The sequence below is a fragment of the Streptomyces sp. SLBN-31 genome, assembly GCF_006715395.1.
GTDB lineage: Bacteria > Actinomycetota > Actinomycetes > Streptomycetales > Streptomycetaceae > Streptomyces.
In genome coordinates, this window is the sequence record NZ_VFNC01000002.1 from 1,138,174 (window position 1) to 1,161,900 (window position 23,727).

20 protein-coding genes are annotated in these 23,727 nt (G+C 71.8%); 7 read left to right on the forward strand and 13 right to left on the reverse strand.

Annotated elements, in window-relative coordinates; genetic code table 11:
• Positions 1–14 precede the first annotated feature (14 nt).
• From FBY22_RS25185 to FBY22_RS25205, 5 genes are all read right to left on the reverse strand, one after another.
• Positions 15–683, reverse strand: coding sequence for a response regulator transcription factor (locus FBY22_RS25185; RefSeq protein ID WP_142149574.1), 669 nt, complete (start codon positions 681–683; stop codon positions 15–17).
• Complete coding sequence (locus FBY22_RS25190) at positions 680–1,975, reverse strand: sensor histidine kinase (RefSeq protein ID WP_142149576.1); 1,296 nt, start codon at positions 1,973–1,975, stop codon at positions 680–682. Before FBY22_RS25190 ends, FBY22_RS25185 begins: the two co-directional genes overlap by 4 nt.
• A 19-nt stretch (positions 1,976–1,994) precedes the next feature.
• Positions 1,995–2,843 (reverse strand): ABC transporter permease, encoded by an 849-nt coding sequence (locus FBY22_RS25195; protein ID WP_142149578.1) that lies wholly within the window; start codon positions 2,841–2,843, stop codon positions 1,995–1,997.
• Positions 2,840–3,778, reverse strand: coding sequence for an ATP-binding cassette domain-containing protein (locus FBY22_RS25200; RefSeq protein WP_142149580.1), 939 nt, complete (start codon positions 3,776–3,778; stop codon positions 2,840–2,842). The genes FBY22_RS25195 and FBY22_RS25200 overlap by 4 nt, the downstream gene beginning before the upstream one ends.
• 146 nt (positions 3,779–3,924) lie before the next feature.
• Positions 3,925–4,266, reverse strand: a complete 342-nt coding sequence (locus tag FBY22_RS25205) for a helix-turn-helix transcriptional regulator (RefSeq protein WP_142149582.1) — start codon at positions 4,264–4,266, stop codon at positions 3,925–3,927.
• A gap of 134 nt (positions 4,267–4,400) precedes the next feature.
• On the opposite strand from FBY22_RS25205, the gene FBY22_RS25210 reads away from it, so the two are divergent.
• A complete protein-coding gene (locus tag FBY22_RS25210; protein ID WP_142149585.1) occupies positions 4,401–5,435 on the forward strand; it encodes a zinc-binding dehydrogenase in 1,035 nt (344 codons plus the stop codon).
• Between the two features lie 84 nt (positions 5,436–5,519).
• On the forward strand, positions 5,520–6,266 hold the full coding sequence (locus tag FBY22_RS25215; protein WP_142152513.1) for an IclR family transcriptional regulator: 747 nt from the start codon (positions 5,520–5,522) through the stop codon (positions 6,264–6,266).
• On the opposite strand, the gene FBY22_RS25220 is transcribed toward FBY22_RS25215, so the two are convergent.
• The 6 genes from FBY22_RS25220 to FBY22_RS25245 all read right to left on the reverse strand — a co-directional run bounded on the left by FBY22_RS25220 (position 6,254) and on the right by FBY22_RS25245 (position 11,721).
• Positions 6,254–7,393, reverse strand: a complete 1,140-nt coding sequence (locus FBY22_RS25220; RefSeq protein WP_142149587.1) for an aromatic ring-hydroxylating dioxygenase subunit alpha — start codon at positions 7,391–7,393, stop codon at positions 6,254–6,256. The genes FBY22_RS25215 and FBY22_RS25220 overlap by 13 nt on opposite strands.
• 160 nt (positions 7,394–7,553) lie before the next feature.
• Positions 7,554–8,714 carry an NAD(P)/FAD-dependent oxidoreductase gene (locus FBY22_RS25225; protein WP_142149589.1) on the reverse strand — a complete coding sequence of 387 codons (1,161 nt, stop codon included), beginning with the start codon at positions 8,712–8,714 and terminating at the stop codon, positions 7,554–7,556.
• Positions 8,711–9,073, reverse strand: coding sequence for a bifunctional 3-phenylpropionate/cinnamic acid dioxygenase ferredoxin subunit (locus FBY22_RS25230; protein WP_142149591.1), 363 nt, complete (start codon positions 9,071–9,073; stop codon positions 8,711–8,713). The genes FBY22_RS25225 and FBY22_RS25230 overlap by 4 nt, the downstream gene beginning before the upstream one ends.
• 227 nt (positions 9,074–9,300) lie before the next feature.
• Complete coding sequence (locus FBY22_RS25235) at positions 9,301–9,930, reverse strand: MBL fold metallo-hydrolase (RefSeq protein WP_142149593.1); 630 nt, start codon at positions 9,928–9,930, stop codon at positions 9,301–9,303.
• Positions 9,930–11,015: an S-(hydroxymethyl)mycothiol dehydrogenase gene (locus FBY22_RS25240; protein WP_142149595.1), complete on the reverse strand. Its 1,086-nt coding sequence runs from the start codon at positions 11,013–11,015 to the stop codon at positions 9,930–9,932. Before FBY22_RS25240 ends, FBY22_RS25235 begins: the two co-directional genes overlap by 1 nt.
• A 100-nt stretch (positions 11,016–11,115) precedes the next feature.
• A complete protein-coding gene (locus tag FBY22_RS25245) occupies positions 11,116–11,721 on the reverse strand; it encodes a TetR/AcrR family transcriptional regulator (RefSeq protein WP_142149597.1) in 606 nt (201 codons plus the stop codon).
• Positions 11,722–11,801: 80 nt separating this feature from the next.
• On the opposite strand from FBY22_RS25245, the gene FBY22_RS25250 reads away from it, so the two are divergent.
• Together FBY22_RS25250 and FBY22_RS25255 are read left to right on the forward strand one after the other, a co-directional pair.
• A complete protein-coding gene (locus FBY22_RS25250) occupies positions 11,802–12,647 on the forward strand; it encodes an NAD(P)H-binding protein (RefSeq protein ID WP_142149599.1) in 846 nt (281 codons plus the stop codon).
• 193 nt (positions 12,648–12,840) lie between these two features.
• A complete protein-coding gene (locus FBY22_RS25255) occupies positions 12,841–13,605 on the forward strand; it encodes an alpha/beta hydrolase (RefSeq protein ID WP_142149601.1) in 765 nt (254 codons plus the stop codon).
• Between the two features lie 57 nt (positions 13,606–13,662).
• Here the strand turns inward: FBY22_RS25255 and FBY22_RS25260 are convergent, their stop codons facing one another.
• Entirely contained in the window at positions 13,663–14,577 is a 915-nt protein-coding gene (locus FBY22_RS25260) for a LysR family transcriptional regulator (RefSeq protein WP_142149603.1), read from the reverse strand.
• Between the two features lie 160 nt (positions 14,578–14,737).
• On the opposite strand from FBY22_RS25260, the gene FBY22_RS25265 reads away from it, so the two are divergent.
• Both FBY22_RS25265 and FBY22_RS25270 read left to right on the forward strand, forming a co-directional pair.
• Complete coding sequence (locus tag FBY22_RS25265; RefSeq protein WP_142149605.1) at positions 14,738–17,032, forward strand: FdhF/YdeP family oxidoreductase; 2,295 nt, start codon at positions 14,738–14,740, stop codon at positions 17,030–17,032.
• A 106-nt stretch (positions 17,033–17,138) separates the two neighbouring features.
• The gene (locus FBY22_RS25270; protein ID WP_142149607.1) at positions 17,139–18,158 is read left to right on the forward strand and encodes a LacI family DNA-binding transcriptional regulator; all 1,020 of its coding nucleotides are present in this window, start codon (positions 17,139–17,141) and stop codon (positions 18,156–18,158) included.
• Here the strand turns inward: FBY22_RS25270 and FBY22_RS25275 are convergent.
• On the reverse strand, positions 18,141–22,109 hold the full coding sequence (locus tag FBY22_RS25275; protein WP_142149609.1) for a glycosyl hydrolase: 3,969 nt from the start codon (positions 22,107–22,109) through the stop codon (positions 18,141–18,143). The two genes, FBY22_RS25270 and FBY22_RS25275, sit on opposite strands and share 18 nt — an antisense overlap.
• 271 nt (positions 22,110–22,380) lie before the next feature.
• Between FBY22_RS25275 and FBY22_RS25280 the strand changes: the two genes are divergently transcribed.
• Positions 22,381–23,682, forward strand: a complete 1,302-nt coding sequence (locus FBY22_RS25280; RefSeq protein ID WP_142149611.1) for an MFS transporter — start codon at positions 22,381–22,383, stop codon at positions 23,680–23,682.
• Positions 23,683–23,727 lie beyond the last annotated feature (45 nt).

Sequence of the window (23,727 nt, forward strand, 5' to 3'; positions counted from 1 at the left end):
TGTACGCTCCGCGCTCATACCTCGTTGGGGCGGGCGAGTCCGATGTCGTAGGCGAAGATCACGGCCTGGATGCGGTCACGGGCGCCGATCTTCGCCAGGACGCGGCCGACGTGGGTCTTGACGGTGGACTCGGACAGCACGAAGTGCGCGGCGATCTCGCCGTTGGTCCAGCCCCTGCCGACGGCCTCGAGGATCTCGCGTTCCCGGTCGGTCAGGGTGCTCAGTCTGGGGTCCTCGGCGGGGTCGCCGGGGCGGACGGGCCGGTGCCGGGCGTACTCGTCGAGGATGCGGCGGGTGAGGGCGGGGGCGATGACGGCGTCGCCCGCGGCCACGGCGCGAATGCCGGCGAGGAGTTCCTCCGGGCGTGCGTCCTTGAGGAGGAAGCCGCTGGCTCCGGCGCGCAGGGCGGCGTGGACGTACTCGTCGAGGTCGAACGTGGTCAGCACCAGGATGCGGGAGCGGTCGCCGGAGGCGACGATGCGGCGGGTGGCCTCGATGCCGTCCATGCCGGGCATCCGTACGTCCATCAGCACCACGTCGGGCCGCAGTTCGGCGGCCTTGCGGACGGCCTCGGCGCCGTGCGCGGCCTCGCCGACCACGTCGGTCTCCGGGACCGATTCCAGCAGGATGCGGAAGCCGTAGCGCTGCAGGTGCTGGTCGTCGACGATGAGCACGGTGGTCACCGCGCGCCTCCCTGCGGGGTGAGGTCGAGCGTGGCCCGCACGCTCCAGCCGCCGCCGGGCACCGGGCCGGCGCTGACGGTTCCGCCGTAGAGTGCCGCTCGTTCGCGCAGGCCCACCAGCCCGTGTCCTTCCTCGCCCGGCGGTCCGGGCAGCAGGGCGGGGCCGCTGTCGCGGACCCGGATGGTCAAGGAGGTGTCCTCCACGAGGACGGCCAGGTGCACCCGGGTGTCGGGCCCGGCGTGCTTCAGGGTGTTGGTGAGGGCTTCCTGCACGATCCGGTACACCGTCAACTGCACGCCGCTGTCCAGCGCTTCGACGTCTCCGGCGGTGCGGTAGACGACCTCCAGGCCCGCGGCGCGCACGCCGGCGCACAGGGCGTCGATGTCCGCGAGGCCGGGCTGCGGGCTGAGCGCGGGCCCGGCGGGGGAGGCGTCGGAGGTCTCGCGGAGCACACCGAGGACGCGCCGTAGTTCGCCCAGCGCCTGCCGGCCGGTGTCGCCGATGAGCCGCAGGGCCTCCTTGCCGCGTTCGGGGGCAAGGTCGGTGGCGTATCGGCCGGCGTCGGCGAGGGTGATGATGACGGACAGGTTGTGGCCGACGATGTCGTGCATCTCGCGGGCCACGCGTGCCCGTTCGGTGGCGACCGCGAGTCTGCCGCGCTGGTCGCGCTCGATCTCCAGCCGGGCGGCCCGCTCGCGCAGCCCGGCGAGCTGGGCCCGGCGGATGCGCACCGTCAGGCCGAGCGCGAGCGCCGCGGTCGCCGTGCTCAGCAGGAAGAACAGGGCGTCCCAGACGGACACCGCGTGGGCCACGCGGAGCGCGACCACGGTCATGGCGCCCGCCACCGCCGCGCAGGCCCACGGCAGTTGCCGCAGCCGCCCGTGCAGCGCCAGGCTGTAGAGGGCGATGAACAGGGCGATGTCCGCGCGCAGCCCGGCGCCCAGGGACCACTGGAGCAGGAACACGGCCGTGATGACGCCGAACGTCGCCGGCGGCCGTCGGCGCCGCCAGAGCAGGGGCAGTACGAGCCCGGCCTGTAGCGCCAGCGTCGCCGGCAGGGGCAGGTCGGTGAGGGCGAGGCGCAGCCGGTGCGGTCCGTCGCCGCCGGTGACCGCGCCCGTGGCGCGCAGCAGGTCCGGCACGCAGAACAGCGCGAAGACCACGACCACGACCGCGGTGTCCAGCGCCCAGGGGCGGGCGCGGTCGGCCTGCCGCAGCCGCTGGCCGGCCCGTGCGAGGCGGGCGACCAGCGGCCCCAGGCCGCCGGCGTCGTCGAAGGTCACGGATGTCACCCGTCCATGGTGCAGGCGGTCACACGTCGGTGCGCACCAGCCGGTACGCCGCGCCGGCCAGTGCGAGGGCCGTCCAGCCGAGGAAGACCCACAGTCCGGCGCCGGGCGAGAGGGTGGTGGCGTCGTGCGTGAGGGCGTACATCGCCTGACCGGCGTTGCCCGGCAGGTAGGGGCTGATGTCGTCCTGCCAGGAACTGGGCAGCAGCGTCACCAGGCCGGGGATCAGCATCAGGGTGGCGACCAGTACGGAGATCCCGCCGGCGACCGAGCGCAGCAGCATGCCGAGGGCCGCGCCGATCACTCCGACCAGGCCGAGGTAGAGCCCGGCCCCGAACAGGCTGCGGACGACTCCGGCGTGCGACAGGCTCATGGCGGCCGGTGTGCCGGAGAGGATGCCGCTGCCGATCCGGAAGGCGACGAACGCGCCGGCGGTGCCGACGACGAGCACGACCGCGCCGTAGAGGGCCGCCTTGGACCACAGCACGGGCAGGCGGCGTGGCACGGCGGCCAGGGTCGAGCGGATCATCCCGGTGGAGTACTCGCCCGCGGTGATCAGGACGCCGAGGACGCCCAGGGCCAGTTGGGCGAAGTTCGTGCCGAACAGGGACAGTTCCACGCCCGTGGAGCTGGCGAAGTCCCTGTTCAGGGTGCCGGAGGTGTAGCCCGACTTGTAGCGGGTGGCCGCGATGAGCCCGAACGCGACCAGGAAGAGCACGCCGAGGGCGAGCGTGATCCAGGTCGAGCGCAGGGACCACAGCTTGGCCCACTCCGAGCGCAGCACTCCCCCGGTGGTGACCCGGTAGGCGGGCCGCGGGGTGGTGGTGGGCGGTGTTCCGGTGGTGTCCGTGGTCGCGGTGACGGTGCTCATGCCGCCCTCCCGGGGTTTTCTGCGGTGGCCGTGGTGCCGTGGTACTCCACCGCGTCCCTGGTCAGGTCCATGAATGCCTGCTCCAGCGACACCGTGCGGGGGCTGAGCTCGAACAGGGCGATGCCGTGCTCGGCCGCCTTCAGGCCGATCTCGCGGGCGGTGACCCCGGTGACCTGGAGCTCTTCGGAGCCGACGTGTCCCGTGATGTCGACGCCGGGTCCGGCCAGCGCCTCGCGCAGCCGTGCCGGGTCCTGGGTCTTGACCGTCACGGTGTCGCCGCCCGCCCGGCGGACCAGGTCCCGCACGGTGGTGTCGGCCAGCAGCCGCCCCCGGCCGACGATGATCAGGTGGTCGGCGACGAGTGCCATCTCGCTCATAAGGTGCGAGGACACGAAGACCGTGCGGCCCTCCTCGGCGAGGGTGGTCAGCAGGTTGCGGATCCACAGCACGCCTTCGGGGTCCAGGCCGTTGACCGGTTCGTCCAGCATCACCGTCTGCGGGTCGCCGAGCAGCGCGGCCGCGATGCCGAGCCGCTGTCCCATGCCGAGGGAGAAGGCGCCGGCCCGCTTGCGGGCCACGCTGCCCAGGCCGGCGAGGTCGATGACCTCGTCGACGCGGCGGCGGGGGATGCCGTGGGTCAGCGCCAGCGACCTGAGGTGGTTGTGGGCCGAGCGCCCCGGGTGGATCGACTTGGCCTCCAGCAGCGCCCCCACCTCCTGCAGCGGCGCGCGGTGCCGGGCGTAGGGGCGGCCGTTGACCGTCACGGACCCGGCGGTCGGGGCGTCCAGCCCGACGATCATGCGCATGGTGGTGGACTTGCCGGCGCCGTTGGGCCCCAGGAAGCCGGTGACGGTGCCCGGTTTCACGACGAAGTCCAGCCCGTCGACGGCCGTCGTCTCGCCGTACCGTTTGGTGAGTTGCCGTGCCTCGATCATCCGCGCCTCTCCCTCGGTCCGCGGCGCCGGTCGGACACCGCACCACCCACGCTAGGAAGAGATCGGTCCGTTTCGGTGGTACCGCGGGCCGATCTGCGGTCGTGGCGTGGTACCCGGGTACTACACGGACCGGTGCGGAGGCCGGATCAGTCCGTGTCGGCGCGCAGCACGAGGTCGAGCAGGCCGGGGAAGCGCGCGTCGAACTCCTGGCGGCGCAGCCGGTTGACCCGCCGCGACCCTTCGTCGCGCTGTTCGACCAGGCCGGCGCCGCGCAGGACGGAGAAGTGGTGGCTGAGCGCCGCCTTGCCGACGGGTACGTCGAAGCTTCCGCAGCTTCGGGTCCACTCCGCGGAGCCCGCGAGTTCGCGGATGAGCTTGAGACGCACGGGGTCGGCGACCGCGGACAGCGCGGTCAGCACGGACACGTCCGCGGGATCCGTGTGCACCGGCGCAGCCCGGTGACTGCCGCCCACAGCCTGCTTCGACATGCCCCTCTTCCCGTCCCGCGCGCCTCGCCGGTCCGCCCGGAGGCGCGCCGCCGCTTGCCGAGTGTTCGATCCGTATCTTACAGTCCCAGTGTTCGGTTTTCATTGAACACCTCTCCGAGAGGCGGGTACGGCCCATGCGTGCAGTGGAGTTCCAGGAGTACGGCGGCCCCGAGGTGCTGAGGGTCGTCGAGGCCGACGTGCCCGAGCCGCGGGCGGGGCAGGTGACCATCGACATCGCGTACGCCGGCGTCAACTTCGCGGACCTGAAGGCACGCTCCGAGGGCTACCGTGTGCGGTCGCTGCCCTTCCGCCCGGGCCTGGAGGTGTCCGGACGGGTCCGGGCCGTGGGTGCGGGCACCGAGGGACTGCGTGCCGGTCAGGACGTCGTCGCCCTCGTCGACAGCGGCGCGTACGCGGAGGTCGTGCTCGCCGAGGCCGCCACCGTCTTCCCGCTTCCCGAGGGCCTGGACCTTCGGACCGCGGCGACGCTGCCCACCGTGCTGCCGACCGCGCACGCCCTGCTGCACGAGGTGGGGCGGCTGCGCGCCGGGGAGAACGTACTGGTGCACGGTGCGGCCGGCGGCGTCGGCACGGCGGCCGGCCAGCTGGCGCGGGCGGCCGGTGCCGGCGCGGTCTACGGCGTGGTCTCCTCAACGGACAAGGCCGACCACGCCCTCAAGCACGGCTACGACGAGGTGTTCCTCGCCGACACCTTCGCCGAGGACGTCCACCGCGCCACCGGCGGCAGGGGGGTCGACCTGGTGCTCGACCCCGTGGGCGGCGACACCCTGCGCCAGGGCCTGGACGCGCTCGCCGTCTTCGGACGCCTGGTGTCGTACGGCAACGCGAGCGGGGCCGAGCCGTGGCAGGTCGGACAGCCCGAGCTGTACCCCTACGGCCGTTCCGTCGCCGGCTTCTCCATCCTGGGCCTCGCGCAGACGACCCCCGAGGCGCTGCGCTCGCTGACCGAGCGCGCCTTCCGCAAGGCGACCGACGGCACCGTGAGCCTCCCGGTCACCGCGGAGTTCCCGTTGGCAGAAGCGGCCGAGGCGCACCGACTGATGGGTGGGCGCACCTCCACGGGCAAGCTGCTGCTGCGAGCACGCGGCCAGCACGCGCTCCCGCCGGGGCCGGTACGGCACATCAACGCCGGTGGTACCGACAGGTAACAACTTGTGCCGTACTACGCGTATAGTTTCGCTGTGAGCAACCACAGCACAGACACCGAAACGTCAAATTCACAGGCCGGCGGAGTGCAGTCGGTCGATCGTGCCATCAGCGTCCTGGAGATCCTGGCCCAACGCGGCGAGGCCGGCGTCAGTGAAGTGGCCGCCGAGATCGATGTTCACAAGTCCACCGCGTTCCGCCTCCTCGGCGCCCTGGAGGCACGCGGTCTGGTGGAACAGGCGGGCGAGCGGGGGAAGTACCGGCTCGGCTTCGGCATCGTACGGCTGGCCGGCGCGGTCACCGGCCGCATCGACATCACCCAGCAGGGCCGCCCGGTCTGCGAGCGTCTCGCCGAGGAGATCGGCGAGACCGTCAACATCGCGGTGCTGCAGGAGCATTACGCCATCAACCTCTACCAGGTGCGCGGTCCCGGGGCGGTCACCGCCCACAACTGGGTCGGCCAGCTCACCCCGTTGCACGCCACGTCGAGCGGCAAGGTCCTGCTGGCGCATCTGCCCGCCAAGGAGCGCGCCACGCTGCTGGCCGAAGCGGGCCTGAAGAAGGTCACTCCGCACACCATCACCTCGAAGGCGAAGCTGGAGAAGCACCTCGCCGAGGCGCGGGAGGCCGGATACGCCTGGACCCTGGAGGAGTTGGAGATCGGTCTGCACGCCATGGCCGCCCCGGTCCTCGACCGGGACGGGAAGGTCATCGCGGCGGTCACCGCCTCCGGGCCCTCGTACCGCTTCACCGAGGAGCGCATGCGCGAGCTGGCCCCGGTGCTGATCAAGGGCGCGGAGGAGATCAGCCACCGGATGGGCTACCTGGGCTGAGGAAGCCCGCCGCTGAGCCGTTCGTTCACCCAGTCGTGAAAGGCGCCGATGTGGTGCTCGCTGGGCACCAGCACGCCGCCCTTGGCGTACATACGCGAGCTCATTCCGGGCTGTGTGCGCTCGCAGGCGTCGAAGTCCTGCTGGTTGACGCGGTGGAAGAGCTCCACGGACCGCGTGACGTCCTTGCCGCTCTCGACGACGTGCGGCAGATAGAGCCAGTCGCACTCGACGATCGTGCGGTCGGCCGACACCGGGTACATGCGGTGGAAGATCACGTGGTCGGGGACGAGGTTGATGAACACTTGCGGCTTGACGGTGATCGCGTAGTAGCGGCGGTCCTGCTCGTCGCCGACGCCCGGGATGCGGTCGAGGCCCTCGCCGCCGTCGACGGTGAAGCCCCGGACCTCCTCGCCGAACTCGGCGCCGTGGCCGACGTAGTACTGCGCGGCGTAGCCGTCCGCGAACTCCGGGAGCACCTCGGTGAGTTCGGGGTGGATGGTGGCGCAGTGGTAGCACTCCATGAAGTTCTCGATGATGAGCTTCCAGTTGGCCTTCACGTCGTAGGTGATGCGCCTGCCGACGGAGAGGTTGTCGATGTCGTAGTGCTCGATCGACTCGACGTCCCCCAGCCGTTCGACGACCGCCCCGATGACGTCCTCCTCGAAGGAGGGCGGGTTCTCCGCGAGGCAGACCCAGACGTAGCCGAGCCATTCGCGCACGGCGACGCTCGCCAAGCCGTACTCGGTCCGGCCGACGTCGGGCATCTTGGTGAGGTTCGGCGCGGCGACGAGCTTGCCGTCCAGGCCGTAGGTCCAGGCGTGGTAGGGGCACTGGAAGGCGCGCTTGACCTCGCCGGACTCCTCGGTGCACAGCTTGGCGCCGCGGTGCCGGCAGACGTTGAAGTAGGCGCGGATCGAATGGTCCCGGGCGCGGGTGACCAGGATGGACTCGCGGCCCACGTCGACGGTGCGGAAGGCGCCGGGTGCGGCCAGTTCGGAGGCGCGCGCCACGCAGAACCACATCGTCTCGAATATGCGCTCCTGCTCCTGGGCGAAGACCGCCGGATCCGTGTAGGAGGAGCCGGGCAGGGTGGCGATCAGGCTGTCCGGCAGGCTGGTCGAGGTCACGGTGCACTCCTCGGGGAACGTCGTGGAGGGGTCATTCACGCGCCGGGAAGAGCGACTCCGGACGGCGTTGGGGCGATACGCGCTTCTGTTGTTCATTACGCAACTGCGCGTGCTGTACGCAACCGCTGAGTTCGCAGCATGTGATGCCGCGGCGGCGGTGTCAAGACATGGCGGCGAGCTGCTTGCGCCACCGCGTGAACAGCCGGGGCTGGTTCATTCCGAGCACGGCGACCGGCTCTCCTGCACGCCGGTAGACGGCGAGGACGTCGCGGTCGTCCACGGCACCCGCCTCGACGGTCACACTGTCGGCGCCGGCCGCGTGACCGGCGAACTGGATCTTCACGCCGTACTGGTCGGACCAGAAGTACGGCGGCCTGGGCACGCCCGGTTCCACGGCGCCGCCCGCCAGCAACGCAGCCACGGCGGCGTCGGGGCGTTCTCGCGCGCCGGTCCAGTGCTCGACGCGGCGATGGGCGCCCGCGCGCGGGTCGTACCAGTTGGCGCAGTCGCCGACCGCGACCACACCGGCGAGGCTGGTGCGCCCGTCCGCGCCGCACTTCACGCCGTTGTCGAGAGCGATGCCGGAGCTCTCCAGCCACTCGACGCACGGACGGGCGCCCACGCCGACGACGACGATGTCGGCCGGCACGCTGCGGCCGTCCTCCAGCAGCACGGCGTCGACGTGCTCCTCGCCGCTCAGGCCCTTGACGCCGACGCCGCACAGCAGCCGTACGCCGTGGTCGGCGTGGAGGCCGGAGACGACGGCGCCCATGGTCATGCCGAGAGGCCCGGCGAGGGGGGTGGGGGCCGCCTCGACGACCGTGACGTCCAGCCCGAGGACGTACGCGGTGGAGGCGACCTCGGCGCCGACGAACCCGCCGCCGATCACCACCAGGCGTCCGCCGCGGGCCAGTTCGTCCCGCAGGGCGCGGGCGTCGTCGAGGGTGCGCAGGGTGTGCACGCCCGCCAGGCCCGCGGAACCCGGCAGGGTGCGGGCGGCGGCGCCGGTCGCGATGACCACGCCGTCCGCACGCACCTCCCGCCCGTCGGCGAGCCGCAGGGCACGGGACGCACGGTCGAGCCCGACGGCGCGGGATCCGAGCAGCCACTCGGCGCCCAGGTCCTCGCCCTCGGTCTCCAGTCCCAGGTCCGCCTCGCCGAGGGTGCCGGCCAGGAACTCCTTGGACAGCGGCGGTCTGTCGTAGGGGCGGTGGGTCTCGTCGCCGATGACGACGAGCCGGCCGTCGTAGCCCTGTCTGCGCAGTGAGCGCGCCGCCGACAGACCCGCCAGCGACGCGCCCACCACGGCGACGGTCCTCACGCGGGACCTCCGGCGAGCCGGGAGGCGACGCACGGCGGCAGGTTCGGGGCGTCGGTCGACACCCGCACGTAGACCATGCCGTCCTCGACGACGACCTCGTGCGTGCGGACCGGCAGCCTGGCCGGGGGCGCGTCGACGGCACCGGTGCGCAGGTCGAACTTCGAGGCGTGCAGCGGGCATTCGACCTCGCAGCCCTCCAGCCAGCCGTCGGCGAGCGAGGCGTCCTGGTGGGTGCAGGTGTCGTCGATGGCGAAGACCTCGCCGTCGTCGGTGTGGAACACCGAGACGGGCGGGTCGATGTCGAGCCGGAAGGCCTCGCCTCGCGGGAGATCCGCGAGACGGCACGCGGGAATCATCATGACACCTCGGTGCGTATAGCGAAACGGATTGCGGTAAGCGCAACATCAGTCTGAGGTCGCCCAGAATGCTTGTCAAGGAGTTCCGACGCCGCGACACCCCGTAAGGCGTGGTTGCTCCATTCGCAACACCGCGCGCGATACGAGACACAAAAAGCGGCAGCCCGCCGTTCCGTCCGGCGTGGGCCGGACGGAACGGCGGGCGTGGGCGAGGTGGAAGGGGACGGCGGTCAAAAGCCGCGGTCGATCCACTCCTGGAGATGGGGCGCCTCGGCGCCGACGGTGGTCGTCTCCCCGTGCCCGGTGTGGACGACCGTGTCGGCGGGCAGCGTCAGCAGCCGCTCGCGGATGGACTCCACGATGGTCGGGAAGTGGGAGTACGACCGCCCCGTGGCACCGGGCCCGCCGGCGAAGAGCGTGTCACCGCTGAAGAGCGCCGACAGGGCCGGTACATGGAGACAGACCGCGCCGGGAGCGTGTCCGGGGGTGTGCAGCACGGTCAGTTCGACGCCCGCGACCGCCAGCACCTGCCCGTCGGCCAGTTCGGCGTCGGGCGCGCGGTCGGGATGCGTCTGCTTCCACAGTGGCAGGTCGTCCGGGTGGAGGAGGACGGGAGCGCCGGTGCGGGCGGCGAGGTCCGGCGCGGCGTCGATGTGGTCGTTGTGCGCGTGGGTGCACACCACCGCGCGCACCCGGCGTCCGCCCACGGCCGCGGCGATGGCGTCGGCGTCGTGGGCGGCGTCGATGACGACGACCTCGTGGTCGTCACCGACGAGCCACACGTTGTTGTCCACGTCCCAGGTGCCGCCGTCGAGGCTGAACTGCCCGGAGGTGACGATGAGTTCGATGCGGGCGGCCATCACAGCACCACCACCGAGCGCAGCACGTCACCGCCGTGCATCCGCTCGAAGGCCTTCTCCACCTCGTCCAGGGCGATCGTCTCGGTGACGAAGGCGTCCAGGTCGAGCCGGCCCTGCCGGTAGAGGTCGATGAGCATGGGGAAGTCGCGGGAGGGCAGGCAGTCGCCGTACCAGGAGGACTTCAGCGACCCGCCCCGGCCGAAGACATCGAGGAGCGGCAGCTCCAGCTTCATCTCCGGGGTGGGCACGCCCACCAGCACGACCGTGCCGGCGAGGTCACGGGCGTAGAAGGCCTGCTTGTACGTCTCCGGGCGGCCGACCGCCTCGATGACGACGTCGGCGCCGAAGCCGCCGGTCAGCTCACGGATCGCCTCGACGGCGTCGTTCTCCCTGGAGTTGACCGTGTGGGTGGCGCCCAGCCTCTTCGCGGTCTCCAGCTTCCGGTCGTCGATGTCCACGGCGACGATCTTCGCCGCGCCCGCCAGCCGGGAACCGACGATCGCCGCGTCGCCCACACCACCGCAGCCGATCACCGCGACCGAGTCGCCCCGCCCCACGCCTCCGGTGTTGATGGCGGCCCCGATGCCCGCCATCACGCCACAGCCCAGCAGACCCGCGGCCGCCGCCGACGCCTCCGGGTCGACCTTGGTGCACTGCCCGGCGGCGACCAGCGTCTTCTCCGCGAACGCCCCGATCCCGAGCGCCGGGGACAGCTCGGTGCCGTCGGTCAGCGTCATCTTCTGCCGGGCGTTGTGGGTGTTGAAGCAGTACCAGGGGCGCCCACGCAGACAGGCCCGGCACTGACCGCACACAGCACGCCAGTTGAGGATCACGAAGTCACCCGGCGCCACATCGGTGACGCCCTCCCCCACCGACTCCACCACACCTGCCGCCTCATGCCCCAGCAGAAAGGGAAAGTCGTCGCTGATGCCGCCCTCGCGGTAGTGCAGGTCGGTGTGGCAGACCCCGCACGCCTCGATCTTGACCAGCGCCTCGCCCGGACCGGGATCGGGCACGAGGATGGTTTCCAGGCTGACGGGGGCGCCCTTCGCGCGCGCGACGACAGCACGGACCTGATGAGTCATGGCCACTCCTCGGCTGGTACGAGACCTGATCCCGATGTTGCTCATTACGGCACGCATCTCACGTGTCGCAACACAGCATCACCGGAGTGGTGCACGAGGGTCAAGGAGTCGGTCCGTCGGCCTTGAGCGAGTCGATCCAGTCGAGGAGGCGGGCGCCCTCGCGGGTCATGACCTCGGGATCGCGCAGGGCGTTGGCCAGCAGCGACATGCCCTGGTAGGCGGAGACGAGGGTGAGTGCGTGCCCGTCGGGGTCGGGGACCCCCGCCGCACGGAACTGCTCGGCGGCCCAGTCGAGGAGCTGCCGTATGACCGCGGCCGCCTCCACGTCGAGGGTGCCCTCCTCGCGCTTGTCGAGCTCGACGGCCAGTGTTCCGGTGGGGCATCCGCGGCGGGCGGCGGTGTCACGTCCGTCCACCCAGGCCGCGATCAGCCGCTTGAGCCGGTCGAGCGGGTCGGCCGACTCCTCCAGGGCCGCGGTGAGTTCGTCCAGCCGGGAGCGGTGCTCGGACAGCGCGGCCTGGACCAGCTCGTCCTTGGTCTTGAAGTAGTAGTAGACGTTCCCGACCGGCACGTCGGCCACGCGCGCGATGTCGGCGAGTGTGGTCCTCTCGACGCCCCGCTCGTGCAGCACCTCGGCCGCCGCGGCCTTCAGACGACGTCGTTTGTCGGCCGCGCGCGCCACCCGGGGCGCCACTGAGTCAGTCACCCAACCAACTATAGGCAGCGGCCGCGTTCTGCTGCTAAGGTCCTTCCAAGTCAGTCGACTAACTAACAAGGGGGAAGACGATGATCGTGGTGACGGGTGCGACCGGCAATGTGGGGCGAGAACTGGTGCCGTTGCTGGCCGGGGCGGACGAGGAGGTCGTGGCCGTCTCACGGCGGCCGCGGCTCGCGGACCTCCCGGACGGCGTCCGGCACGCCCGGGCCGACCTGGCGGACGCCGCGAGCCTGCGGTCGGTCCTCGACGGCGCCGACGCGCTCTTCGTCGTGCTCGGCGGGGAGCTCAACAGCCACGGAGAGAGCCCGAAGGCCCTGCTGGACGAGGTCACGGCCGCCGGTGTGAAGCGGGTCGTCCTGCTGTCCTCGCAGATCAACTCCACCCGCCCGCAGGCGCCTTCGCACACGCGTCTGCGCGAGTTCGAGGACGCCGTGCGTACCTCGGGAGCGGACTTCACCGTCCTGCGCCCAGCCGGCTTCGCCTCCAACGCCTTCGCCTGGGCGGAGTCGGTGCGGACCCGGCGCACGGTGTTCGCACCGTTCGGCGAGGTCGCCCTGCCCGTCGTCGACCCGGCCGACATCGCGGAGGTCGCGGCGGCGGCGCTGCGGGAGGACGGACACGCGGGACGGACGTACGAACTCACCGGACCGGAGGCGATCAGTCCGCGTCGGCAGGCCGCGGTGATCGCCGAGGCGCTGGGCGAGGACGTCGCCTTCGTGGAACTGTCCCGTGCGGAGGCCCATGCCCACCTCGCACGGTTCATGCCCGAGGAGGTCGTCGGCGGCACCCTGGACATCCTCGGTCTGCCGCTGCCGGCCGAGCAGACGGTCGCCGCCGATGTGCAGCATGTGCTGGGCCGTCCGGCGAGGCCGTTCGCCGCCTGGGTCGCCCGCAACCTGGCGGCCTTCCGATAAGACCCGGTGGAAAAGGAGTTGGGGCAATGGCGTGCGCTTGGTAGCGTGCGACAGCCGTGAGACCGAGCGAGGAGGTGAGACCCGTGAACGCTGTATTCGTGTGGGTGCTCCCCCCTCCCGTCACGGTCGGGCGACTGACGTAGCCGTCGCCGGGAGCGCCGCGATCACCAGGCACTCCCGAAAGGCGCACGCCATGAACTCTTCCTTCTTCACCGCCGAGAACATGTCCGAGGGCGTCCTCGAACGCGACTTCACCGTGGGCGACGTCCCCGGTGTCCTCTGGTCACCCACCTCCGGCGCCGACCGCGCACCCCTCGTACTGATGGGCCACGGCGGCGGCACCCACAAGAGGTGGCCCGCGATGACGGGCCGCGCGCACCGACTCGTCACCGGCGCCGGTTTCCACGTCGCCTGCATCGATGCGCCGGGTCACGGCGACCGGCCGCGTACGGCGCACGACGAGCAGGAGATCGCCGTCATGCAACGGGCGATGGCGGAGGGCGAGCCCGTCGGCCCGATCGTCGTCCGCTACAACGCCCACCTGGCCGAGCGCGCCGTACCGGAATGGCGGGCGACCCTGGACGCACTCCAGGAACTCCCCGAGATCGGGACCGCGGGACCGGTGGGCTACTACGGCCTGAACATGGGCACCGCGATCGGGGTGCCGCTGACCGCGGCGGAGCCGAGGATCACCGCCGCCGTCTTCGGCCTCCACTGGCCCGACGCCCTGGCCGAGGCGGCGAAGCGGATCACGATCCCCGTCGAGTTCGACATGCAGTGGGACGACGAGCACATCCCACGGGAAGCCGCTCTCGCCCTGTTCGACGCCTTCGCCTCCAAGGAGAAGTCGCTGCACGTCAACGCGGGCCGCCACAAGGAACTGCCCAGGTTCGAGGCGGACAGCGCGGTCCGCTTCTTCGCCCGCCACCTGACCCGCACGGTGGCGGTTCCGGCCTGACCGAAGGGATGCCGGCGCCCGGCCACCGGTCGGGCGCCGACTGCCCGGACCCGGGGCCTAGTCGGGCAGTTGTTCCAGCACGGCGGCGATTCCCGCTCGCTCCGCTACGTCGATCAGGGCCTGGCCCATCACGGAGACCGGCTCCCGTGCGGGCAGGACCAGGCCGATGCGTTCCGTGCGGACCGGGCGGACCAGCGGCACGGCGTGCATGCCCGCGGGGACGCCGAAGACGTGCAGCCAGGCGTGCGGCACGATGCTCGCCCACTGGCCCGCCCTGACCTGGGCGAAGAGGGAGGCGATCGAGTCGGTCTCCACCCGTGGGGTCACGGAGACGCCGACGGCCTCGAACGCCGCCTCCAGCACCTGGCGTCCCTGCATGCCGGGGTGGAGCAGACACAGGGGGTACTGCGACGCGTCCTGCCAGGAGATCTCCGCCGGGTCCGTGTCCGGGGCGGTGCGCCGGATCAGGAGGACGTAGCGCTCCCGGTACAGCGGGACGAACTTGAAGCCGTGTGCGGCGACGGTGCTGTGGTAGGTCACGGCGGCATCGAGCTCGTACGTGCCGAGCCTGCCCACGATGTCCACGGACTGCAGGTCGGCGAAGACCTGCACGGTCGCCAGCGGGTTGGCGGCGCAGAACGGCTGGGTCAGCAGGGCCACCGCCGTGGCCGCCGTCGGCACGGTACCGATGCGCAGCCGGCCGGTCAGCCCCGCGCGCAGCGCCCGGATCTCGTCCTGCATCGCGTCCCGGTCGGCGAGGATGCGCCGCGCCCACTCCACGACCCGCTCGCCCTCCGGCGTGAACCCGTCGAACCTGCGCCCCCGCCGGACCAGCGGGATGCCCAGCTCGTCCTCCAGTTTGCGGATGCCCTCGGACAGGGTCGGCTGGGAGACGAAGCAGGCCTGCGCCGCCTTCGCGAAGTGGCGGGCACGGGCGAGGGCGACGAGGTACTCGAGTTGGCGCAGCAGCACCCTCCCATGATCCCCCGCATCCGGCCCGCCGGCACCGGTGGCCCGCACAGGCAGCGGTGATCGGCGTGGCCTGTCAGGCGATCGGAACTTCCGCTTTGACCCGGCCCGACACCGCCCGAACAGTGGGGAGGCACATTTACGGAAAGGGGCGTGTCGCCCGATGCGGGACTTCGACGAACCGGACGGGGACGAACTGACCGTCACGGCTCCCAAGACCTGGGCCACCGGCGCGCCCGCGGTCGCCCACGCCCTGAAGTACGCCCTGGGCCAGACCTCGCCCCGGCGCACCGCCCTGACGCTGCTCGGCATCAACCAGGCGAAAGGCTTCGACTGTCCTGGCTGCGCCTGGCCCGAGCCCGCCCCCGGGCAGCGGCACCGCAACGAGTACTGCGAGAACGGCGCCAAGCACATCAGCGACGAGGCCACCACCCGGCGGGTGACCGCGGAGTTCTTCCGCGAGCACTCGGTCGACGAGCTCGGCCGCAGGTCCGACCACTGGCTCAACCAGCAGGGCAGGCTGACCGAGCCGATGGTGCTGCGCGAGGGCGACACCCACTATCAACCCATCGGCTGGGACGAGGCGTTGGACCTCCTCGCCGGTGAACTGCGCGCCTTGGACCACCCCGACGAGGCGCTGTTCTACACCTCCGGACGGCTGGCCAACGAACCCGCCTTTCTGCTCCAGCTGTTCGCGCGTGCCTTCGGCACCAACAACCTGCCGGACTGCTCCAACATGTGCCATGAGTCCAGCGGCTCGGCCCTCGGCGAGACCCTGGGCATCGGCAAGGGCAGCGTGAGCCTCGACGACCTCTACGACGCCGACCTCGTCTTCGTCGTCGGCCAGAACCCCGGCACCAACCACCCGCGCATGCTGTCCGCGCTGGAGGAGACCAAGCGCCGCGGCGGCCGGGTCGTCGCCGTCAACCCGCTGCCCGAGGCCGGGCTGCTGCGCTTCAAGCACCCGCAGAAGGCACGCGGCGTCCTCGGCCGCGGCACGCAGATCGCCGACCAGTTTTTGCAGATCCGGCCCGGCGGCGACCTCGCCCTGTTCCAGGCGCTGAACCTGCTGCTGCTGGAGGCGGAGGACAAGGAACCGGGCACCGTCCTGGACCGGGAGTTCATCGAGGCGCACACCACGGGATTCGACGCCTTCGCCGAACACATCAGGCAGACGTCCTGGGCGGCGGTCCTCGATGCCACCGGGCTCACCCGCGACGAGATCGAGCAGGTCCACGAACGCGTCCTGGCCAGCCGCGGAGTCATCGTCTGCTGGGCGATGGGCCTGACCCAGCACAAGCACGGCGTGCCCACCATCCGGGAGGTCGTCAACTTCCTTCTGCTGCGCGGCAACATCGGCCGTCCGGGCGCGGGCGTGTGCCCGGTGCGCGGGCACAGCAACGTGCAGGGCGACCGCACGATGGGCATCTGGGAGCGGATGCCGCAGCCGTTCCTGGACCGCCTCGGACGCGAGTTCGCCTTCACGCCGCCGACGGCGCACGGCCTGGACTCCGTGGACTCCATCCGGGCCATGCGCGACGGACGCGCCAAGGTCTTCGTCGGCGTCGCCGGCAACTTCGTGCGGGCCACGCCCGACAGCGACGTCACCGAGCGCGCCCTGCGCAACTGCCGTCTGACGGCGCACATCTCGACCAAGCTCAACCGCTCCCACGCGGTGTGCGGGCGCACCGCGCTGATCCTGCCGACGCTCGGCCGCAGCGACCGCGACGTCCAGGCGGGCGGGGAGCAGTTCATGACGGTCGAGGACTCCATGAGCGAGGTCCACGCCACCCGCGGCCGGCTCGCCCCCGCCTCCCCGAACCTGCTCAGCGAGGTCTCCATCATCACCCGCCTCGCCCGCAGGGTCCTCGGCGCCGAACCGGCCGTCCCCTGGGCGGACTTCGAGGCGGACTACGACCTCGTCCGCGACCGCATCGCACGGGTCGTCGACGGCTTCGAGGCCTTCAACGAGCGGGTACGGCGCCCCGGCGGCTTCCGCCTGCCCAACCCCGTCAACTCCCGTGTCTTCCGCACCCCCAGCGGCAGGGCCGTCTTCACCGCCAACGACTTCACCGCGCTGCGGGCCCCCGAGGGCCACCTGGTCCTGCAGACGCTGCGCTCGCACGACCAGTGGAACACCGTCCCCTACGCCCTGGACGACCGCTACCGCGGCATCAAGGGCGGACGGCGCGTCGTCCTCGTCAACGAGGCCGACCTCACCGGTCTCGGCCTCGCGGACGGTGACCTCGTCGACCTCGTCGGCCTCTGGACCGACGGTTCGGAACGCCGCGCCGACGCCTTCCGCGTCGTCGCCTACCCCACTCCCCCGGGCTCCGCCGCCGCCTACTATCCGGAGACCAACGTCCTGGTTCCGCTCGCCAGCGTCGCCGACATCAGCAACACCCCGACGTCGAAGAGCGTGATCGTACGGCTGGAGCGTGCGGGCACGGCCGGCTAGGACCTCCTCGGGCCTCGCTCAAAACGTTGCAACCCCGCACGGGGTAGAATTGCGTCGCCTACAAGGACCACGTCGTGCCTGCTCGCGCGGCTGTCACAGCGAGGGGGTGGACGCCATTCCGGTTCGCCCCGCCCGTATCCAGGACGTCGCGGCCGCCGCCGGGGTCTCGGTGTCGACGGTGTCGAACGTCCTCAACCGGCCCGAGCGCGTCAACGCCCGCACCGCGGAGCGGGTCCGCGACGCGGTGGCGGCGCTCGACTACGTCCCCCACCCGGGCGCGGCCGGCCTGCGCACGGGCCACTCGTCCTCGATTGGCCTGGTCCTGCCGGACGTCACCAACTCCTTCTACGCGCGCATCGCGAGGGGCGCCGCCGACGCCGCCTACGACCACGGCTATTCCCTGGTGCTCTGCCACAGCGGGGACGCGCCGGAGCGGGAGCAGGGCTACTTCACCATGCTCGCCGAGCAGCGGGCCGTCGGCGTCGTGGTGGTGCCGCTCAGCGCCGATCCCACCCGGCTGACGCGGCTGCGCGAGCGGGGCATCCCGCTGGTGCTGGCGGACCGGGCGATGCCCTCCCAGGACGGCTGTTCCGTCTCCGTCGACGACATCGCGGGCGGCCGTATCGCCGTCCGGCACCTCCTGGAGTGCGGAGCGCGCGACGTCCTCGTGGTCAACGGGGAGCGGTCGATACGGCAGTGCGCCGACCGGTATCAGGGCGCCCGGCAGGCCGTGCGCAGCCGGCGCGAGGCACGGCTGGGGCAGGTGGTGGCCGAGGAGATGACCGTCGGCTACGGCCTGGAGATCGCCCGTGGCCTCGACGACCTGCCCGACGCGGTGTTCTGCACCAACGACTTCCTCGCCGCCGGGCTGTGCCGCGGGCTGGCCGAGCGGGGGGTCAAGGTTCCCGAGGACGTGCAGGTGGTCGGCTACGGCGACCTCGACATCGCGAGTTTCGTGGGGACGACCCTGACGACGGTGCGCCAGCCGGTCGAGGAACTCGGCAGGGCGGCCGTGGAGATGCTGCTGGACGAGGTGGAGGCGGGGCCCGAACACGCCCATGAGGCAAGGGTGTTCGCGCCGGAGCTGGTTCTGCGGGACTCCACCCTGTCACTGTCCGCCGGCTGATCCGGGGAGCGTCAGCGTCACCGGCCCCAGCAGGCCCGACGCCAGCTGTGAGGGGAACGCCCAGGCCGTCGGAGTGGCTTCGGCGAGATACGGCGCCAGGGTGTTGCGCACCGTCACCTCGATCCGGACCGTGCGGCCCGCGGCGCCGCGCAGCTCGAAGCGGTACGGCGGGCAGAACGCCTCCCCGACGGGTTCGCCGTCGACCGCGACCTCGACGCTGCCGCGCACCCGTCCCAGATCCAGCACCGGGTCCGCCCCCGCGGCTACCTCCACTTCCCGGGCGTAGGTCACGCCGCCGCTCCACCCGCCGAGGCCCAGCGACCGCCAGTCCCCCAGGGGCAGCGGTGCGGGCTCGGTACGCACGCGTACCGGCCCGTGCCATGCGCCACCGCCGCGCAGCACGGCCGTGGGCGCGGTGACGACCTCGACGTCGGCGGCCTCGGCCAAGGGCCGCTCCAGCGTCAACTCGACTGCTGTGAGCGTCCGTTCGGGCTCTCCGTCGATCTTCACGCGGGCGGGCAGCGCCAGCGGCAGGTCGAGCGCGACGGTGCCGGGCGGCACGGTGAAGCGGAAACGCTGTGCCGCCTCGCGGACGTCGTCGGTGCAGCGCAGGGGCAGTACGGCGGACCCGAGGACGGGAGTGCCGTTGAGCCACTCGGCGTCGGGCAGCGGGTGCGGCCGTACCGCCGATTGGCAGTGCTGCAACTCCCCGAAACGGCCCCCGTGTTCCACGGTACGGCCGTGCCACGACCCCGTCCGTGCCTCCCACCCGGCGCCGCTCACCAGCGAGGTCGCGCCGGCCACCAGGTCGACGAACACCGCGTCCCGGGTGCGGGTGCCGTCCGCCACGACGTCCAGCACGTGTTCGCCCGCCGCAGGGGTCAGTTCGTGCCGGAAGAACATCGGCACCGCGCCCCAGTCGGACTCGTAGTACTCGGCCTTCTCCTGCCGGGCCACGACGACCCCGTCGAGGAGCACGGTGACGCCCGCCGCGGCCCCGACCACCAGCACCGCCCGAGTCTCGTCGCCGTCGACGGACAGCCGCCCCCGGTAGGTCACGGAACCGTCCGGCCGTACGCCCTCGGGCAGGCACATGAACTCAGGGCGGGGTCCGAACCGGTCCGGGTGGGATAGGCAGAAGTAACTGCCCAGGGGGGCATGGGCCTTGGCGGAGATCTGGGACGGGCGGTCCTCGGCGCCTGACAGTTCGTACTCGAGGACGTTGCGTTGCCGCTCCACGTCCACGCGGGCGCTGGTCAGGTAGCCGTCGCCGGTCTCCAGCAGATCGCCGTTGAACCAGACGCGTTTGGCCGCCGCCGCGCCGACGTTCAGGTCGGCGGGCCCGCGGTGGTCGGTCTCGACGATGGTCCGGACGCGGGCGACGGTTCCGGCGCCGGGCACCGGAACCCGTACGAACTCCTCGGTCACCAGGCCCTTGTTGCCGAGCAGACCGTCGGGGTCGGGGATGCCGCGGCTCGACGAGAACAGCGACACCGCCCACCTCTCGGCGGGCGGCACGAGCGGCAGTTCGCCGGTCAGAACGCGTGCGACGCCGGCACGGTCCAGTGGGTCGGGGGCCCGGTCGGCCGGTACCGGAGGCAGGTGGCGCACCCGGTTGCCGTAGGTCGCCCGTGTCCGCCCCCAGCCGGTGTCGTCCTCCGTCCAGTCCATGGTCCAGATCTGCGGCTCGTCGACGGCGGTGTCCGCGGGCAGGGCGAGGTCGCCCCAGGTGTTGTCCAGGGTGGGGACGAGGCGGCCCTGCCAGCCGGACGAGAGGTCGACCGTCCGGGACGGCTCGCGCCGGCGTGCCGTGCCGCGGGCGACCGGGTCGCCTTCGCGCCACACGACGAGGGCGGCCGGGGCGCCGTCCAGCGGTACGTCGATGTGCGACGCGGCCGGGGTGACGGTGACGTGGGCGGGGTGGCGGGTGCCGGTCGCGGGGTTCCAGAACTCGGCCTCGGCGACCGGGGCGCGTACGGTGACCGTCCTGGTGCGGGCGTAGCGCGCGGGGTCGATGGTGTGCTCGCCCTTGGGCGGGTGGGCCCGGGCATCGGGGAAGGCCGCCGTCACCAGGGCGACGGCCTGCTCGCCCTGCCGCCGGACGAGCAGGGGCACGTCGGCCGTCGCGTGACCGGCGGCGTCCGCGACGGCCGCCGCTCCGGCCTCGGCGTCCGGCGCGCGCAGCAGCCGCGGATGCGCGGTCAGGGCCGCTACGGCGGAGTCGTCGCCGGCCGTTCCGGCCGCGGCCTCGGGGAGGCGGCCGACGGCCACCACCCGGCCGCCGGCGTCGAGCAGTTCGGTCAGCCGTCGTGCCGTGCCCTCCTCCAGGACAGTCGCCGAGGGCAGCAGCACCGCCCTGTACGCCAACTCCCGCAAGCGCAGGGCACCTTCGTCGGCCCTGGCGCGCTGCACCGAGGAGTCGTCGATGACGTCGAAGGAGATGCCGTGCCGGTCGAGGGCGCCCGTTCGGGGCCGGAGCCAGTTGTTCGTGCCGCACAGCTCCAGGTAGTGTCGCTGGGTCTCGTCGACGTCGGCGTGGTCCTCGCCGAGGCGGCCGTCGCCGAAGTGCCTGACGGGTGCGTTCAGGGGGACGAGGGCCTGCATGGTGGCGGTGGGGTGCAGGACGGCGACGTCGGCACTGTAGGTGCCCCAGGACATGATCGAGCAGATCCGGGCGACGGCTCGGGAGAAGGCCGGGTACTGCCGCCAGTACGGCTGCCGCCAGTCGGTGGAGGGCGGCGCCCACTCGAACCAGCCGCCCGCGGTGCCGAAGTAACTGGCGTGCGGGTTGTACAGGTTGGCGCCGCTGCGCAGGAACGGCAGCAGCCAGTCGTAGGTGTCCTCCAGGGTGCCGCCCCAGCCGGAGGAGTGGAACGCCTCGATCCACACTCGTTCGTGGCCGTAGAGGTGGGCCATGGAGGAGTGCACCTTGGAGTCGCCGTGGTGGTCGCTGCCGGCGGCGCTGAACCAGCGGTGGGTGCGGAAGTAGTCGGTGTAGATCTGGGTGGACTGGGCGGGGTAGCCGGAGCGGGCGGGGTGGCTCTGGTCGCAGCCCAGGAGCATGCCGCGTTCCCCGTGCCAGGCGGCGAGCGGCTTGAACAGGGCTTCCTCGGTGAGTTCGGCGCGGACCGCGTAGTAGTCGGCGCGGATCTTCGCGGTCCGCGGGTCGCCGGGCGGTTCGCTGTCGAAGAGCGCGGGGAGGTGGTCGAGGAGGTCGTAGCCGCGGCGGGCGAGGAACTCCTTGGGGAAGCGGGTGCTCCAGGAGTTGGTGCCGGGCAGTTCGTCCTGGAAGCTTCCCGCGACGACATTGCCCAGGTATTCGGGGACCCGGCGGTCGAACTCGTGGTGGACGGTGTCCATCAGCCGGGCCACGGCGTCCGGGGCGAGGTAGTCGAAGGCCGTGGGGACGGCGGTGACGAGGTCGACCCGGGTTCCGTCGGGGGCCGCGATCCGCCCGGTGCCGGTGCCGGTCCCGTTGCCGTTGCCGGTCAGGCGCCGGCCGTCGGCGGCGTAGGCGCCCACCACAATCTCCGAACCGCCCAGCGGCACGGTGCCGTTGGTGAGGGTCGTCCGGCGGCGGCGCAGCGCGAGGCCGGCCGCCTCGGGGTGCAGGCGGGTCACGCCGCCCTGGACGTTGGCGCCGGAGAAGCCGATCTGGTCGTAGAACCACAGGCGCATGCCCGAATCGCGGGCCAGAGCGCAGGCGTCGGTGAAGCGGGCCCACCACTTCTCACTGAACCACGGCGGGTCGTCGGCGGGAGCGCCGAAACCGGGCCCGGCGGGGGCCAGGTTGATGACCACGAGGTTGTGGACGCCGCCCTCGGCGAACCGGCGCATCTGCCAGGCGAGGCGTTCCCGCGTAACCTTCGCGCCCGACCACCACCACAGCGGTGTGGGGCCGAAGTCGCGGGGCGGGTCGTCGAACAGCTGCTGCAGGGCGGACGAGATCACGGATGCGGTCCTTCCGGCGGCGGCTCGGACGCTCTCACGGACCAAAAACGTTCTATACGTGATTCACGGTAGAACACCGACAGGGAACCCACCAGCGTGGCGGCGCCGCGGGTGCTCGATTCCCTCTTTCGCAGCTATTACGTGCGCCACGTCTTGTTGGAACGTTTTTCGGATCCTACAGTCACTGTGACTCGGCCTCCCCGGCCCGCCCGGCCGCAGAGTCGCGACGTTCCCCTCCGCTCGGCCATTCCCCAGACGACGGAGTCGCATCATGGCCTCAGCCACGAACTCCCCCACGCATGCCGAACAACCGCCCATCCCCAAGCATCTGTGGAAGGTCGCCGCCCTGTCGGGCATGGCGTCCTACCTCGATGCCGCGCTGATCGTCAGCATCGCCGTCAACCTGGCCATCTACCGCGACAGTTACCACATGGGTGTGTGGATGGCGGGCGCGATCAGCGCGATCGTCACCGGCTGCATCGCAGTCGGCTCCCTGGTCGGCGGCCGGCTCGCCGACATGTTCGGCCGCCGCCGCGTCTACAACTGGGACATCTTCTGCTTCGCCCTGGGCGCGGTCGTCATCACCCTCGCTCCCAACGACATCGTCCTCTTCGTCGGCGTGCTCGTCGCGGGCCTGGCAGCCGGCGCGGATCTGCCGACCTCCCTCGCCGTCGTCTCGGACGCCGCACCCGCCGACGGCCGGGCCCGGCTGGTGTCCTTCACCCAGGTCATGTGGGTGGCCGGCATCGTCGTCGTCATCTTCCTCGGCTATCTGCTGTCCGACACCGGCATGACCGGGGCCCGCTGCATCACCGGCCACCTGGCCGTCGCCGCCCTGGTCACCTGGCAGTTGCGCTCCCGGCTGGAGCTGGCCGACGAACCCTCCGACGCCGAAGTGGCCCAGGAGGCGGCCGTGTTGGAGGCGCCGCGCGGCACCGCGCTGAAGAACGTGTGGAACCGCGCCGCCCTGCTGCCGATGGCCGCGACCTTCGCCTACTACGTCACCTGGGGCATCGGTGCCAACACCTTCGGCCAGTTCGGCACGTATCTGCTGGTGACGGTGAGCGGCGCCTCGCAGAGCCTGGCCACCGGGATCAACCTGGCCTTCCTGCCGATCGCGCTGGTGCTGACCTTCGTCTTCGTGCGTCTCGCCGACACCCCCTGGCGCGACCGGCTGTTCTACGTGTTCACGCTCGTGCAGATCCTCGCTTTCTGCATCGCCTCGCTGACGGCCGGCGCCCTGGCCGGCATGCTCGTCTTCTTCGTGCTCTACCAGATCTCCAACCCCTTCGCGGGCGAGGCGAGTTACAAGGTGTGGTCGCAGCTCACCCTGCCGCCGGACACCCGGGGCACCACCCAGGGCCTGACCTACGCCCTGTCGCGGGGGGTCTTCGCGGGCGTCGCGTTCGTCACGCCGGCCCTCATGGAGTACAGCGCGTCCCTGCTGCTGTGGTCGATCACCCTGTGCATGGCCGCGTCCGCGGTCGCGGGCGTGTACATCGTCCGCGTCCTCATCCGCCGTACCCCTCAGGCGGTGCAAGCACCGGCGGATCTGGGCGTGGCCGGGGCCTGAACGCCGCAGCGGACCCCATCCGGGGCGCGGACCTCACAAGGAGCA